This is a genomic window from Mycobacterium sp. IDUB_9 (assembly GCF_055419505.1).
This window is the reverse complement of sequence record NZ_JBVAXU010000009.1, coordinates 36,439-50,972: the sequence shown is the minus strand read 5'-3', so window position 1 is coordinate 50,972 and position 14,534 is coordinate 36,439. Positions and strand designations below refer to the sequence as shown.

Annotated in this window: 11 protein-coding genes; 5 read left to right on the top strand and 6 right to left on the bottom strand. The window is 66.3% G+C overall.

Translation table 11 applies throughout. The annotated features are described in order from the left end of the window. Positions 1-47: 47 nt before the first annotated feature. Positions 48-1,385, bottom strand: coding sequence for an acyltransferase family protein (locus ACZY08_RS27375; protein ID WP_463747754.1), 1,338 nt, complete (start codon positions 1,383-1,385; stop codon positions 48-50). Between the two features lie 70 nt (positions 1,386-1,455). Beyond that, complete coding sequence (locus ACZY08_RS27370; RefSeq protein WP_463747753.1) at positions 1,456-2,655, bottom strand: hypothetical protein; 1,200 nt, start codon at positions 2,653-2,655, stop codon at positions 1,456-1,458. A 311-nt stretch (positions 2,656-2,966) separates the two neighbouring features. On the opposite strand from ACZY08_RS27370, the gene ACZY08_RS27365 reads away from it, so the two are divergent. The 5 genes from ACZY08_RS27365 (at position 2,967) to ACZY08_RS27345 (ending at position 8,601) form a co-directional block, all read left to right on the top strand. Continuing rightward, positions 2,967-4,994 (top strand): CHAT domain-containing protein, encoded by a 2,028-nt coding sequence (locus tag ACZY08_RS27365; protein ID WP_463747752.1) that lies wholly within the window; start codon positions 2,967-2,969, stop codon positions 4,992-4,994. Between the two features lie 8 nt (positions 4,995-5,002). Then, positions 5,003-6,109: a ComEC/Rec2 family competence protein gene (locus ACZY08_RS27360; RefSeq protein WP_463747751.1), complete on the top strand. Its 1,107-nt coding sequence runs from the start codon at positions 5,003-5,005 to the stop codon at positions 6,107-6,109. Continuing rightward, the gene (locus tag ACZY08_RS27355; protein ID WP_463747750.1) at positions 6,106-7,227 is read left to right on the top strand and encodes a patatin-like phospholipase family protein; all 1,122 of its coding nucleotides are present in this window, start codon (positions 6,106-6,108) and stop codon (positions 7,225-7,227) included. The genes ACZY08_RS27360 and ACZY08_RS27355 overlap by 4 nt, the downstream gene beginning before the upstream one ends. 72 nt (positions 7,228-7,299) lie before the next feature. Beyond that, complete coding sequence (locus ACZY08_RS27350; RefSeq protein ID WP_463747749.1) at positions 7,300-7,938, top strand: glycoside hydrolase; 639 nt, start codon at positions 7,300-7,302, stop codon at positions 7,936-7,938. A gap of 24 nt (positions 7,939-7,962) precedes the next feature. Next, positions 7,963-8,601, top strand: coding sequence for a TetR/AcrR family transcriptional regulator (locus tag ACZY08_RS27345; protein ID WP_463747748.1), 639 nt, complete (start codon positions 7,963-7,965; stop codon positions 8,599-8,601). 3 nt (positions 8,602-8,604) lie between these two features. On the opposite strand, the gene ACZY08_RS27340 is transcribed toward ACZY08_RS27345, so the two are convergent. The 4 genes from ACZY08_RS27340 to ACZY08_RS27325 all read right to left on the bottom strand — a co-directional run bounded on the left by ACZY08_RS27340 (position 8,605) and on the right by ACZY08_RS27325 (position 14,289). Beyond that, the gene (locus tag ACZY08_RS27340) at positions 8,605-10,605 is read right to left on the bottom strand and encodes a serine/threonine-protein kinase (protein WP_463747747.1); all 2,001 of its coding nucleotides are present in this window, start codon (positions 10,603-10,605) and stop codon (positions 8,605-8,607) included. 1 nt (position 10,606) lies between these two features. Continuing rightward, positions 10,607-11,548, bottom strand: a complete 942-nt coding sequence (locus ACZY08_RS27335; RefSeq protein WP_463747746.1) for a glutamate ABC transporter substrate-binding protein — start codon at positions 11,546-11,548, stop codon at positions 10,607-10,609. Beyond that, positions 11,548-12,855: a hypothetical protein gene (locus tag ACZY08_RS27330; RefSeq protein WP_463747745.1), complete on the bottom strand. Its 1,308-nt coding sequence runs from the start codon at positions 12,853-12,855 to the stop codon at positions 11,548-11,550. Before ACZY08_RS27330 ends, ACZY08_RS27335 begins: the two co-directional genes overlap by 1 nt. Positions 12,856-12,924: 69 nt before the next feature. Continuing rightward, a complete protein-coding gene (locus ACZY08_RS27325) occupies positions 12,925-14,289 on the bottom strand; it encodes a flavin monoamine oxidase family protein (RefSeq protein WP_463747744.1) in 1,365 nt (454 codons plus the stop codon). Positions 14,290-14,534 lie beyond the last annotated feature (245 nt).

The following is a 14,534-nucleotide window of genomic DNA, read 5'->3' as shown; positions in this document are numbered from 1 at the left end:
GCGTAGTACTGCGCCGGTTTCTACCGCCGGGTCGTGGCTCGCGCGGGTCACGACCCTCGAGTAGAAAACCGGTTACCCGTGGGCCTTGATGGATCCGGGCGCCCTGCGCTCACGCGCGCGACCACCGCAGCGATGACGAACCCGCCGAGCGCCGACCAACCCAGCACACCGTCGAGCCCGTTCTTGGCCATCAGAGTCAACGCGGCACCGGCGACGCACAGAAGCGCACCGGTCAGCACCGACCGGCCCCCGCCGATCTGGACCCGGCTGTCCCACCACGGCAGAGGGAGGTGTTCCAGCGGTGACAGCAGACGGAAGGCAACCGCCATGAGAACGGCGAAAACCACTGCGCGCAAAGCCAGGTGGGCCCAGAACCCTGGAGCGTGTGGATCGAAGGCATCGAGACCGACGGCGTGCAAGGTGAATGCGGCGACCGCGATCACCGGGATGTGCCACAGGTACAGCGTCATGGCTCCCCCGTTGCCCGTCGCCACGATGCGCCAGACGCGCGGACGGGCGGCCCAGCGCCGGATCGGGTCCGCGGCGGCGATGAACAGGCATGGCATCCAGATGCAGTGCAGTGCCAGCAGCAGTGTCGGCGGCGAGACGTTGGACACCCGTTCGGTTCCGGTGACAACCAGGGACACGTCGTAAATACCTGTGAGAGCGACGATTACCTGCACCGCGAACGCGATGATCGCGATTCCCAACGCCCGTCGCGCGCAGATCACGTGACGCGCGTAGGCCACGCCGATCACAACCGGTATCAGCCAGACGATGATCAGGTTGGCAGTGCCCGCCTCGGGTGTTCCCACTGCGAACCGGATGGCATCCACCACCCCGGACCCGGCAAGCAATGCGGCTATCACCCACGCGAACGCCCGGCCGGTGGACAGGCGCATCAGCGCCGGGACGAAGGCGAGCGCCACCAGGTAGACACCCAGAAACCACAGGAGCGCCACACATTCGCGCCCGAGCGCCGACGCGGATGAAGCTCCCATCGTCGCGCGCACCACCAGCAGGACCACCGTCCACATGGCCAGGTACCAGAACACCGGCCGGCACAACCGTTGGGCGCGCGCGAGCAGCCATTCTCCCCAGGAGCGTCCGTCGTGCCAGCTGTAGGCACCCGCGGCCCCACCGGCCATGAAGAACAGCGGCATCACCTGCAGCACCCAGGTGACCGGGGCCAGCGACGGCAAGGCGCCGAGGATGTTGCCGACCCGCACACCGCCCGAGTCGATGGTGGCCAGTAGCAGGGCGCAGTGGCCGAACATCACCACAAGCAGGGCGCCGAGGCGCGCCACGTCAACGGCGCGGTCGCGGTCGGGTTTGGTGTCGTGCACCACGGCATCTACCGACGGCACCACTTCGGGGCTTGGCATGGGTTCAGTCTGCCGGGCGATCGGTCGGGAAGGGATGCGTAGTCCTACCTTGTTTCCCGAGTTTTCCGAGTCATTTTCCCGGCCGCCGTCTGCCCGGCCACAACGCCAGTCCCGCCACGAGCAGCAATACCGAGGGCACGGTCCACACCACAAACCACGCCGACCGCCCCGAGCCCGCATTCAGCGCCACCTCACCCGCGGGCACGGTGCGTGCCCACACGATGAACGCATCAGCCACCGGGAGGACGCCGAACAGATATCGCGTGGTGCGTAAACCCACCGGCACCCCGATCAGTTCGACCTGCCGGGTCAGCCGGCCGGCCAGGTCAGCGTCGCCGTTGGCTCGCGCCGCCGCCAACCCGACCGCCGATGCACTCAGGCTCACCCCGAGGATCAACGGACCGCTGTCGACATCCGCATCACCGCCGGTGCCGGACGGATACTCCAGAACTCCGGCCATTCCGGCCTTGCTGGTAACGAAAAGGTCCGAAAACTGCTGCCACTGATCATCTTTGATCCCGACCACGTCATTGACCGCAGGCCAGAAAGTCTGAACGATGGCTTGGGACGACCCTCGTGGTGCCGCGATGGTGTGGGCGCGGTCATCAACCTGATGCGGCAGGAGACCCGTGTCCGGATCCGCGGCAGCCAGTGCCCGCGACCGCCATTCGGCGAGATCCTCGCGCCATGGCAGATCGAGCATCGCGATCGCCTGGGCGAGCGCTCCCGCTGCCACGACTGAATCACACGGCCAGAATTGGCCCGGATAGCTGGGGGGAAACGGTGAATCCGATTGTTCCAGCACTGAATGCACCACGTGAGCCCGCTCCAGCACCGCGGCGCGGTCCGCATCGGAGTCCGACGCCCGCGCGATCGCGACGGCCAGGGCAAGCGACCAGCCTGCCGCGAAAATCCCGTTTTCCGGAACCATTCCGCGGCCGAACACCGCCACGGATTCCGGGGTTTCGATGGCGGCAAGCCGAGTTCGGGCCCGCGCGACATACCCGGAGGATCGGGGGTCCGAGCCGACCTGCGCGGCGAGTTGGGCCTCGGCCAGACCGGTCAGCACCCTGGTGAAGTACTCACCCTCCGGGAACAGCCCCTGCATTTCGGTGTCACGGCCGGATGCCAGTGCTGCGTCGAGGAATCCGAGTTGACGCTCGGCGCGGTCCGGAAGTGGGCCGAACCCGAGGTAAAGCACATGGGCCAAGGACACCAGTGCGAGCACGACCGCCAGCGTCGCGGCTATCGTCCGCGCCCGAGTGAGCATCCTGGCAGTTTAGGAGCCGCCGGACATCCGGCCGGCACAGAGATCACCCCGGGTACCGATCAGAAATTGCGGCACGCCATTGTTCTGCCGCATCAATAAATGGCTGAATGTCATGTATTTGCAAGCAGAAATAGATTGTTTCGAAGAATGTCCGTACCTCATCTGAATGACGGACAGACGAGCCATACCCATGGATACTCAGTGCAGTTCTTGATCGACCCGTCGAGTAGGAGATTCCGGCAATGACCTCCGGCAAAACAATACCTGTCGACGTATTGTTCGCTGCCGGATTATTGGCAGGAAACGATTCGTTGGCACCACAGTTGAACGTCGACAAACTGTTGGACAGCCTCGACAAACTGATCCAGATGTGCGCGGATTCGGGTCCCGGCGGGCCAACGGACCCACCGTACTGGGTGGCACCGGACCTGGAATTGACGGCACGAATAGCGCCGCAGCTCCACACCGCGTGGCGGCAGACCGTGATACACGCCCACGACCACGACGTCTCGGCGCTCTATGTCCGAGTGGCCACCGCCGAAGATGCCGTTCGGCTGGCGCAATGGGATCACATCACCGGTCTGCAGGTGATGGCCTCCATGCCGGATGTCGCGGCAGCCTTCGACACCGCACACGACGGCTGGCGGGACCTGATCGAGGGCTACGGCGACCTCGGCGGGGAGGTGGTGGTCCACATGGCGCCGCTGGACCAACCCGACCTTGGCGTCCAGGAACAGCCGTCTCCCTTGGAAACCGACACGGACACGGACACGGAGACACCCCGCCGGCTGATCGCCGAGATCTTCCGCGACGGCGCGGTCTGCACGGTGTTGACGCCCGGGCAGGACCACACGCTCGCAGTGCGGATTGCCGTCCCCCGTCCCGGTCAGCGAGGCATCGACTTCGACGAAGACGACGTCGAATTCGACGCGGACGGAGCGGCCGATCTGGTCATCGACGTCACCAGCGACGACGGAACGTTTCACGCCACCCGGCCCATGGTGTTACCGCGGGACCGCACCCGCCCGAGCACCACGGCGGCATTTCCCGTCCGCGCCGGTGACGACGGGACGATTCTGCAGCTGAATATCACTGTCCTGTACCGAAATCGGCCGATCCGTGCCGGCCGGATCGTCGCCGTCGTCCGCAGCAGCGCACTGCCCGACGACGAGGTCCAGTTCTGGCCGATCGGCCTGAGCTCGCCATCTGAGCCCACCGAGGTCACCGGTGCGGACGTCGCGCTCGACGACAACGGCGTCACGCTGTCCCTACAGGGGACCGATCACTCCGACGGCATTCCCCTTGCCGGCGCGGAGAATTGGTCGAAGGCCTTCGAGCAGGTGGCTTCGCAGGTTTTGGGCACCGACTCCGCTCCTGGATCGATCACCGATCCAGAAGCGGTGCGGCTGCTGATCCTGCTCGCCCGGCGCGGCAGCCAATTCGCCAAGAAACTGGGTGAACTCGGCCTGCGGGACGCCCGCACCATCTCCGTGATGGTGCGATACGACGGGTCGCTCCTGCCCCTCGAGCTCGCCTACGACGGCCCTACTCCGACCGAGACTGCGTCCCTCTGCGACTGCGTGGGCCAGGCTGCCAATCAACCGTGCACACGGCGGCGCTCCAGGCGTCGGGTGTGCCCGTGGGCGTTCTGGGGAATGAACCGCGTCATCGCCCGTACGGTGCGCTTCGGCCCCGTGCCCGCCACCGAATCGCGCCCGAAACTCGCCGAACTGGCTTTGCGGCCCGTCGTCTACGCCGCCGCCAATCGCGCCGACATCGGCAGTCCGGCAAATCAATTGCCTTCGGAACTCCTGCAGTCCGCGCTCACCCAGCGCGTGGGTTCCACCGATTGCACACGGGTGGAGACGTGGCCGAGGTGGCGTACCGCGGTGAAGCAGACCAGTCCGCAACTGCTGGTGGTGCTGGGCCACACCGACCAGGCGCAGTCCGAGTTCCGGATCGCGATCGGCAAGGATTCGACCCTGTCCCAACCGGACATCTCGGAACGTGAGCTCGGAGTCGCCACCAGTCCCGCACCGATCGTGCTGCTGTTCGCCTGCGACTCCGCGATATCCGGTGACGTCTTCGGAGCGTTGCCCGCGACATTCATTCGCATGGGCGCTGCGGCGGTGGTGGCGACACTGACGAAGTTCAAGGGCCAGCAGGCTTCCCAAGCCGCTGTCGCGGTCGTTTCTGCACTGTTCGCAAATGCGGCGGGCGGCGGGCTCACGTTGGGATCGGCCTTGACCCAGGCCCGACGCGATCTGGTCGCCAACGGCTTGTTGGTTGGTCTGTTACTGGTCGCCGTCGGTGAGATCGACCTCAAGCTGGTCGGTTAGGAGAAGTCATGCTGGCCATCGACATGCTGCCCGGCGGTCACGGCGATGCCCTCGTCGTCGAGTACGGCACCGCGGCGGACACGCACCGGATTCTGATCGACGGCGGCACCGCACGTTCCTGGGATGCCGTGCGTGAACGGCTCAAGGCCCGGCCCGACCACACCTACGAGGCGATGGTCATCACCCATGTCGATGAGGATCACATCGGTGGCAGCCTGCAGATTCTCGCCGATCCGGATCTGAGCCACCGGATCCGTGACATCTGGTTCAACGGATTCGTGCACTGTGAACGTGGCGGCAGCGTGCTGGGGCCCGTCGACGGCGAGCGGCTCACCCAGCGGATCAACGACGGCCCGTTCCGCTGGAACAAACCTTTCCCCAACCGGGTCAGCAACAAAGTCGGTGGGCCGGTCGTGGTTTCGGCCTCAGGTACGGAGCTTCCTGTCATCGAACTGCCCGGCGGTGCCGCCATCCATCTGCTGTCCCCTACCGGGCAGAAGCTGAAAAAGATGGCGACCGAATGGCGATCGGTGGTCACCGCAGCGGGTCTGGTGCCCGGCGAGGGAACCCCGCTGGAAGCGCGGACACCACCGATACGCCACAAGGAAGTCCCGCCGCTGCCCGACAAGCTCACCGATCAGATTCTGCGGAAGATGGCGACGGCGTCGACCGCCGACAACTCGGAGGCCAACGGATCGAGCATTGCGTTCATCGTCGAATATGACGGCCGGCGCGCCCTGTTGGGCGCCGACGCCCACTCCGATGTACTCGTGCAGTCGTTGACCAAGTACGCCACGACGGTTGGCGAGGAACGAGTTCGGCTGGATCTGGTGAAGCTTCCGCACCACGGAAGCCGGGCCAACGTCACCGCGGAACTGGTCGACGCGATCGCCGCCAAGAGGTATCTGATCTCGACCAACGGGGACAACTTCGCGCATCCGGATCACGCCGCGATCGCGCGGATCATCATCGGCTCGGCTCACCCTCCCACGTTCTACTGCAACTACCGCAGCGAGTTCACGGAGCCGTGGCAGGCGCGGGCGGCCGATGTCGGTGCCAAATTCGTCCTGCCGGCGAACGGGCGCACGGGACTACGGGTTTCGGCGACGGCATGACGGAGCCGACGAGCATTACCGACGACGGCGATCAGCCTGATGTCCTCGACCTGCCGACCGTCGGCCCGCGCGACGGTGTGGGATTGTGCCTGTCCGGCGGCGGATTCCGGGCCATGTTGTTTCACCTGGGCACCCTGCGCCGACTGAACGAGACCGGATGGCTGGCCCGGCTGACCCGGGTGGCCTCGGTGTCCGGGGGTTCGGTCACGGCCGCCGTCCTGGGGTTGGCCTGGCACCGTCTCGAGTTCGACAACGATGGTGTCGCAGGCAATTTCGTAGGCGAGGTCGAGGAGCCGGTGATGGACCTGGCCGGCCACACCGTCGACCGCCCGGCGGTGCTGGGCGGGTTGCTGATGCCCGGGCGGATCTCGCGGCGGGTGCAGCACGCGTATGACAAGCACCTGTTCCACGGTGCGACGCTGCAGGACCTCCCCCACAACGGTCAGGGGCCGCTATTCGTGATCCTGTCGACCAATCTGAGCAATGGATCGGCGTGGCGGTTCAGCCAACCGTACATGCGTGACTGGCGCACCGAGTCCATCGCCAACCCGACTCTCCCGATCGCCCATGCCGTCACCGCCAGTTCGGCCTTCCCCCCGTTTCTGTCACCCAACCTGCTCGACATCCCGGGCAAGCCCACTCTGCAACTCACCGACGGCGGTGTTTTCGACAACCTCGGGTTGGAGCCCGTGGTGAAGCGATGCGCCACGGTCTTCGTCAGCGACGGTGGCGGCACGTTCAAGGTCGACCCGAACCCCAAAAGAGACTGGGTGCGCGCCACGTTGCGCGTCCTGGACACGGTCGATGTCGAGGTCCGCCGGTTACGTCGACGTCAGATCGTGGGACTGCTGGCGTCGAAGCAACGTCGCGGAGCCTTCATGGCCATCAACACCGAGTACGCACGGTTCCCGCGACGCAGTCCGGCGCTGCCCGCGACCGACGCGGCCACCAAGCTCCTGTCCAGGACGCCCACGCGGCTGAAGAAGCTGGATCCGACTCTGCGCCGGCAACTGGTCAATTGGGGTTATGCCGCCTGCGATGCAGCCCTGCGCAGCTATTTCGACCCGGGGCTTTCCGACCCGCCCGGGTATCCGTACCCGACCGACGGCGTGGGCTGACAGCTAATGGTCAGTGACCACACGGATGGCGAAGATTGCCCGCCGCAGCGGCGACCGCAGTAGATTGCTGCCGTGGGGAAACGACTGTTGGCCGGCGGCCGGGGACGCTTGCTGGCGCTTGCCGCCTCCGTCACCCTCGCTGCGGGCATGGTGTACGCGCAGAACACGGGGGCGGACTGCTGCCCGGAGATCCCGTCGGCAGCACCGCCCAGCACTCAGCAACCGGCACCAGTGCCAGCTCAGGCCGAGTTGGTGGCGGCCAGTGCGCCCGTGGCGGCCCGCGACTTTCAGTTCTCCCTGCCGAAAGGTCCGGCACCCGAGAGCGGGTTACAAATCAAGACGATCTGGGTGGCCCGCGCCATTGCCGTGATGTTCCCCGAGATCACCACGATCGGCGGGTATCGCCAGGACGCGCTGAAGTGGCACCCCAATGGTCTGGCGATCGATGTGATGATCCCGAACTATCACACCAAGGACGGCATCGCGCTCGGCAATCAGATCGCCGGTTTCGCCTTGGCCAACGCCCAACGCTGGGGCGTGCTGCACGTGATCTGGCGTCAGGGCCTCTATCCAGGGATCGGCGCACCGCACTGGACCGCGGATTACGGCAACGAGACCGCCAACCACTTCGACCATGTGCACATCGCCACCGACGGTGGCGGATATCCCACCGGGCACGAGACCTATTTCATGGGATCGATGAGCCGCTAGGAAGCCGAATGTAGGGTGCTGTCGATGAAGCGCGTACAGGTGGTGCGCGGATACGGCGGCATCAGCGCGGCCGACCGCCGGACCGAACGACGGAGCAAGCTGCTCGCCGCCGGACGCCAGATCTGGGGCGAATCCGGGATCACCGAAGTGACCGTCCGTGCCGTCTGCAGCGCCGCCGGGCTGACATCACGCTATTTCTACGAACAGTTCGAGACCCGAGACGCATTGCTGTTCGCCATTTCCGACGACGTGCGGGATCAATTGCTGACCGCGCTGGTCAACGCCGGCGTCGGCGACCCGGGCACACTGACCGACAAACTCCGCTCCGCACTCACCGCATTTCTCGAGATCATCGCGGCCGACCCGCACATCCACCGCATCGCCACCGGAGATGTCAGCAGCGTCACCGGACTGACCGAGCACCGCACGCACATATTGGAGATGATCACCGGCCTGATCATCCAGCTCGCCCCGGATGTGCTGCAGTCGGCGGCTCCGAGCCCGGCCGAATTGCGCCGCGGAGCACAGTTCATGGTCGGCGGCGTGAACCAGATCATCGAAGCCTGGGTTGAGGATCCCGCCGAAACGCCCGAGCAACTCGCGGCCGAATGCGCCACCCTCTGTGTCGCCCTGGTTCGCGGTGTCACCCGGCCGGACGATTGAGCGTCACATCCAGCTCGGCGGCCTGATCGCATTCGCCACGTCGACCAGCCGGTAGCGGTGACGCCGCCGCGGCGAGTGCCGCGCCAGTTCCCGCAGCACCTCCTCGACACCGACGCGCAAACCGCATTGGTCGAAGGCGTGACCGAAAAGCGGTTCGCCGGAGGCGCTCACAGCGCCGGACCGGAGCCAGTCCAGGGCGATGCCGAGGACGAACGCGCGGATCTGCAGAACGCGCGCCTCGGTCTCGGGCAGGCTGCCCACCCGCCGCGCGGCGTCGCGCAGGTCTGCCTCCGCGATCTCCGTACGGGGCCGCCCCTCGAGCAGCAGCACCACCGACGTCAGTTGGGCCTCGCCGTAGTGGCGCGAGGCCACCGGGACCTGGTCGAGCACTTCGATCGCCCCCGACCGATCGCCGCGTCCGAAGAGGACACGAGCCAGGCCGAACGCCGCGCTCACCATCGCGTGGTCGGTGCGCCACAACGTGCGGTAGTCACGTTCGGCCAAGTGCCGCAACCGTTCCGCATCCGGTGCGCCGTGCGTGTCCAGCAGCAGTTCGGCCGCCGCGGCCGCCGCCAACTTGGGTGCGGCTTCACCGGGAAGCAGGGCGACGACGCGCTCGAAGCATGCCAGGGCCGCCCCATGACCACCGGCCTTCAGGCCGCTGATCCCGTCGTCCCACTCGAGTCGCCAGTCATCGTCGGAGTCCTCGACCTGCACGGGCTCAGGCAGTGCACCCGCGACGTCGCGGGCGTCCAGCGCGACGGTGCGCCGACGGCCGTCGACGAACACGTCGGTGCGCTGCAATGCCAGATCTGCCCCGAAGGTGGAGTGCGGCGGGCTGAACAGCGTCGAGGTCCGGGGACTCGGCGAGCCGGTCTGCTCGGCGAGGATTTCGTGGAGCACACCCCGGCACTGGTCAGCCATCTCCTCTACCGACGAGAACCGTTGCGCCGGACGGGGGTTGGTCGCACGGACGAGCAGACGGTAGAACGACTCGTACTGTTCGAACAGCGGTACCTCGTCACGGTTGGGCAATGTCTCGGCGTAGCGGTCGTTGGGCAGGTCGACGGTCAGCTTGGCCAGCGTGCGGCCGACCGTGTAGACGTCGGTGGCGACGGAGGGTCCGGTCCGCACGATCTCAGGCGCCTGGAATCCTTTGGTGCCGTAGATGTATCCGAACTCCTCGACACCCGATACCGCACCCATGTCGATCAACTCGACGTTGTCCTCGGTGAGCATGATGTTCTCCGGCTTGAGATCGTTGTACACCAGGCCGAGTGAGTGCAGGTAGGACAGCGACGGCATTACGTCGAGCAGATAACCGAGCGCCTCCTCCACGGGCATCATCTGCCTGGCTTCTCCACCCGCGGCAGGCTGCTGCTTGTCCAGGATGGCTTCCAGCGTGGTTCCGCCGATGTACTCCATCACGATGTAGCCGACGGGGTTTCCGTCAAATCCCGGGTGTTCGACGAAGTTGTAGATCTTGACGATGCCGGGGTGGTTGACCATCGCGAGGAATTGCCGTTCGGCGACCGCGATCTCCTGCGCCTGCTGCCCTCCGGGTTGAAGTAGGCCTTTGAGCACCACCCAGCGATCGCTGACATTGCGGTCGATCGCAAGGTAGATCCAGCCCACACCGCCGTGCGCGATGCAGCCCTGAACGTCGTACTGACCTGCCACCAACTCACCGGTCTCCAGCTGCGGGGAGAACGAGAACAGGGTGCCGCACTGCGGACATACCCCGTCGCTTGGGCCCGGTTGTCCCTCAGTCCCCCGCCCTACCGGACGGCCGCAGCCGGCGCACTCCCGTTTCGCCTCGGCGACAACAGGGTTGGTGAGGACGGCACCGGCCGGTTCGATGTCCTCGCGAATCGGGATCTCCACCAGGCCATCGCCGATGCGCCGGCGGCCGGTACGCAGTCGCGGACGGGTGATCGCGCCCTCGGTCTTGACCGGTGCGGATTCGGTCACCAGGACGGCTCGAGTGCCCTCTTCGCCTGCCATGTCAGTCCCGGTACCTCGGCTCCGGCGGACCCGGCGCAGCGCCGAGAACGTTCAGCCACTTCCGGTACAGCGACAACCAGGTGCCGTCGCGCCGCGTTCGTTCCAGGGTGCCGTTGACCGCCCGGACCAGATCTTCCCGGGACTTGTTCATCCCGATGCCGTAGGGCTCGTCCTCAAGGCTGGGGCCGACCAGGTGCAGGTTGGGATCCTGCACCGCCATGCCGGCGAGTATCGAGTCGTCGGTACTGACCGCGTCGGCCTGCCCTTGCTGCAGCGCCACCAGGCAGTCGTCCCAATTCTGCACTGCGAGCAGGATCGCTGCGGGCGCCACCCGGGCGACCGTGGCCAGCGAGGTGGTATCCACCTGGGAACACACCCGTTTCCCGGCCAGGTCTCCAGGCCCCTCGATCGGTGAATCCTTCGGCACCAACAGCCGCTGGTGCGCATCGAGATACACCGTGGAGAAGGCGATCTGCTCCGCGCGAGCACAGGTGACCGTCATCGCCTTCACGACGATGTCGACGGTCCCGTCGCGCACCGCGGTGATGCGTTCGGGCGAGGTCAGCAGGCGGAATTCCACCTTGGCCGGATCGCCTAACAGGTCGCGGGCCACCTCGCGGGCGATATCGACGTCGAAGCCCTGCAGTTCACCCGAAACCGGATCGCGAAAACTCAACAGATTGGTGCTCTGGTCGATACCGACGACCAGCCGGCCGCGCTGCCGGATTGCTTGCACAGCCGGGCCGGAGGCTGTCGATGGGCGCAAACTCGCTGTGGCATCGCAACTCTCGACCGGCAGACCGGGAACCTGTGATGCCACGGCGGCGCCGCTCGGCAGCGGCAGCGTGGTGCGCGAGGCGGAAATCTCGACAAGCGGTTGTGGCGTGGAACATCCCGCGATCACGGCCGCGGCCAGGAGGAGAAGTCCGGCGACGGCCCGCATCAGTGGTACTCGCTCAGCCTCGGTGCGACACCGGCGGCAACCGCAAGTGCGGCCAGCACACCGATGGCCGCGGCACCGGCCGGAAGTGCACTCAATCCCCCATAGGCGCGGGTGATCCCGTCACGTTGTCGATCGCGCAAACGCGCAATGTCGGCGCCCAACGCGTCGTCGAGGCGGCTGAACTGGGCAGTGGAGTGCTGCGGCCCGCCGTCCCGCGCGATCGCCACGGCCCCGGCGTAGTCGCCACTGCCCAGCAGGTTCCGGGCATCGGAATGCGATTCCTTCCAGCTTCGCAGCGTGTCCTGCGCCCCGTTCACCGGATGCTTGTCGAGAATCCGACCGACATCGGTGATGCGCTGTTCGAATCGAATGTCGGAGAGCGTGTCGGAGCCGCGATTGAGCAATCCGAGGATCTCGTCGGCACGGGCCTGCTGGACCAGAATCCGAGCTGTCACTGCCGATTCCAGTGGCTCGCCACCTTCGATACGGGCACTGGTGATCGCGTGCGTCACCACCAGCCCGGACACCGCCAACCACACCACGAGGACGACCATCAGAAGCGACGCCCCCACCAGGCCGGGGTTGAGGCGCCGGTGACTGCGTCTGGCGAGAAAGACCTGCGCGAGCACCAACAAACCCACCACCAGAGCGGCGCCGACGATCAACGTCCACGGTGTAGCGGCCGACCGTCCTGATGCCGTGACGGCGTCAGCCTGGGCCCGGTACAGCCGCTCGGCATCGGGCAGGATGGACTGCTGCAGCAGCGTGGACGACTCGCTGAGGTACCCGACGCCGATCGGGTCGCCACCACGGTTGGTCGCACGAGCGGTCGCCATCGTGCCGGTGTACACGGCCAGCTGGTTGGACAGGTCGGTGAGCAATGTCAGCGACTGGATGTCGTTGGGCGACACCCCATTCGATGCGGTGATCAGCCCCGCCGATGCCGCCCCGACAGACGCGTCGTAGCGCTCGCGGACTTCGCCTGGTTCGGCGCCGCCGGCCAGAAATGCGGTGGCCGCGGTGGTGTTGGCGGACGACAGCGCGCTGTAGATCCGTTGCGCGGCATCGGCCAGCGGCTCGGTGTGTGACCGCAGGGTCTCCAGTTGGCGTTGGCGGCTCGACTCGGTCATCGACGCCGCCACGCCCACGGCGAGAACTGCCGCAATCAGAACGACGGCCAGCACCGCTATCCGGCCCGGCGTGGCCCGCAGGAATTCGACGACCGGCCGGTCCTGCTCCTCGGCGTCGGCCAGCACGGACTCGTCGAGTGTGAGGGTCTGCCGACTCTCCAACTCACCGCTGTGCACTCGACATCACCTCGCCGCAGGCTGGTCAGAATTGCACGGTAACCCTCGCCACCGCGCTACGCGGGCTAATTACGCTGCTGCCACGCTCTCGGCGGCCAGCACCTCGGCGGCGGCGCGTTCGCCAGACCGAACCGCGCCATCGATCCAGCCGCACATGACCGCCGAGCTCTCCGTGCCTGCCCAGTGAATGCGCCCGCATGGTTCCCGGAGGGCATGGCCGAATTCGGTCAGCACGCCCGGCGGTGCGTGACTGATCATCCCGCCACCCGAGTAGCGCTCCACCGTCCAGTTCTGCTCGTGATAACTGAGCGGGGACGCGGCCCTGGAACCGAACCGGTCGATCAGCTCGCCGATCACCACGGATTTGCGTTCCGCAGTGTCGAGCAGCCCGAGCCGGCGGGCGGCGGGTCCTTCGGTGATGACGCACATGATCCCCGGGGTGCCGGTGTCGGTGCATGCGTCGATGGTCAGCGTGGCAGGGCTGCCGGGAGCGGCGGACTGTCCGCACAGCCCGTCGGCACGCCAGAACGCCGTGTCGTAGACGACCGAGATCTTGAAGACGGCTCCGCTGGGCATCCGTTGATGAAGAAACATCCGGTCGACGGGAAGCATCGGTTCATAGGCGATCTGACTCGCCACGGCCAACGGGACAGCGACGATCACCTGCCTCGCCTGCACCGTCATGCCCTCGGCGTGCACTGTCAGGCCGTCGTTGTCCTGCTCGATGAGCCGCACCGGTTGCGAAAGGTGCAGCGCCTCACCAAGTTCGGTGGCCATCGGCCCGTAGATTGCGCCCATGCCGCCGCGCACCCGCGCATCCTGGGCACCGCCCCGATTGGAGATGACGAAGCCGGGCCCGCCGCCCGACCCCATCTGGTGCAATGCCCACAACAACGAGACTTCGGATCCTGCCGAGGTGTAGATGCCGGCGAGCGCCATGTCGATCATCTCGCGCGCCTGTTTGGAACGCATATGACGGTTGATCCACTCCCCCAAGCTGATCCGGTCCCACTCAACCGCCTTCTTCGCTTCCCACGGGGCTTCGAAGGGAATCGTCCTGCACATGAGTTCCACCTCGAGCAATCCGGCGCCGAGGTTGGCGATCGCCCACGGGCTCATCGCCCACGGAATGGTGCCGGAATAGCGGTGCTGTTTGCCGTCGAGGATCATCATCGCGTTGCCGTCGACGTACTCCTTGTATTCGTCGACGCCGAACTCGGCCATCAGCCCTTTGATGCGGTCCTGCCCCGGCCCGATCCAGGCCCCGCCCCGGTCGATCCACGTGCCGTCCGGCAGCACCTCGGTGAAGGTGCGGCCACCAACCCGATCACGTGCTTCGAGCAGCGCCACGGAGCGGCCCGCCTGCTTCAGCCGCAGGGCCGCGGTCAGGCCCGCGAACCCCGCACCCACCACGCAACAGTCGACCTCTGTCATGGGCCGCCCTCCCCGTTTTCGACGGGCCAGATTCGCTCAAATTACGCCGTCGTCAGCCAGTTCGGAGGCACTGTCGGCCGACAGATGTGGTAAATGCCATAAATTTTGCCCGCCCGGGCACAAGTCACTGCGTTCGTGCGGAGCCAGGGTCGCCTCCGACACCGAACGGACCCCGGAAAGTTGGACCGCCGGCCGGCTGTGCAATAATCTATGACCAGCTAATTCACCGGGGTTTACCCATGGTT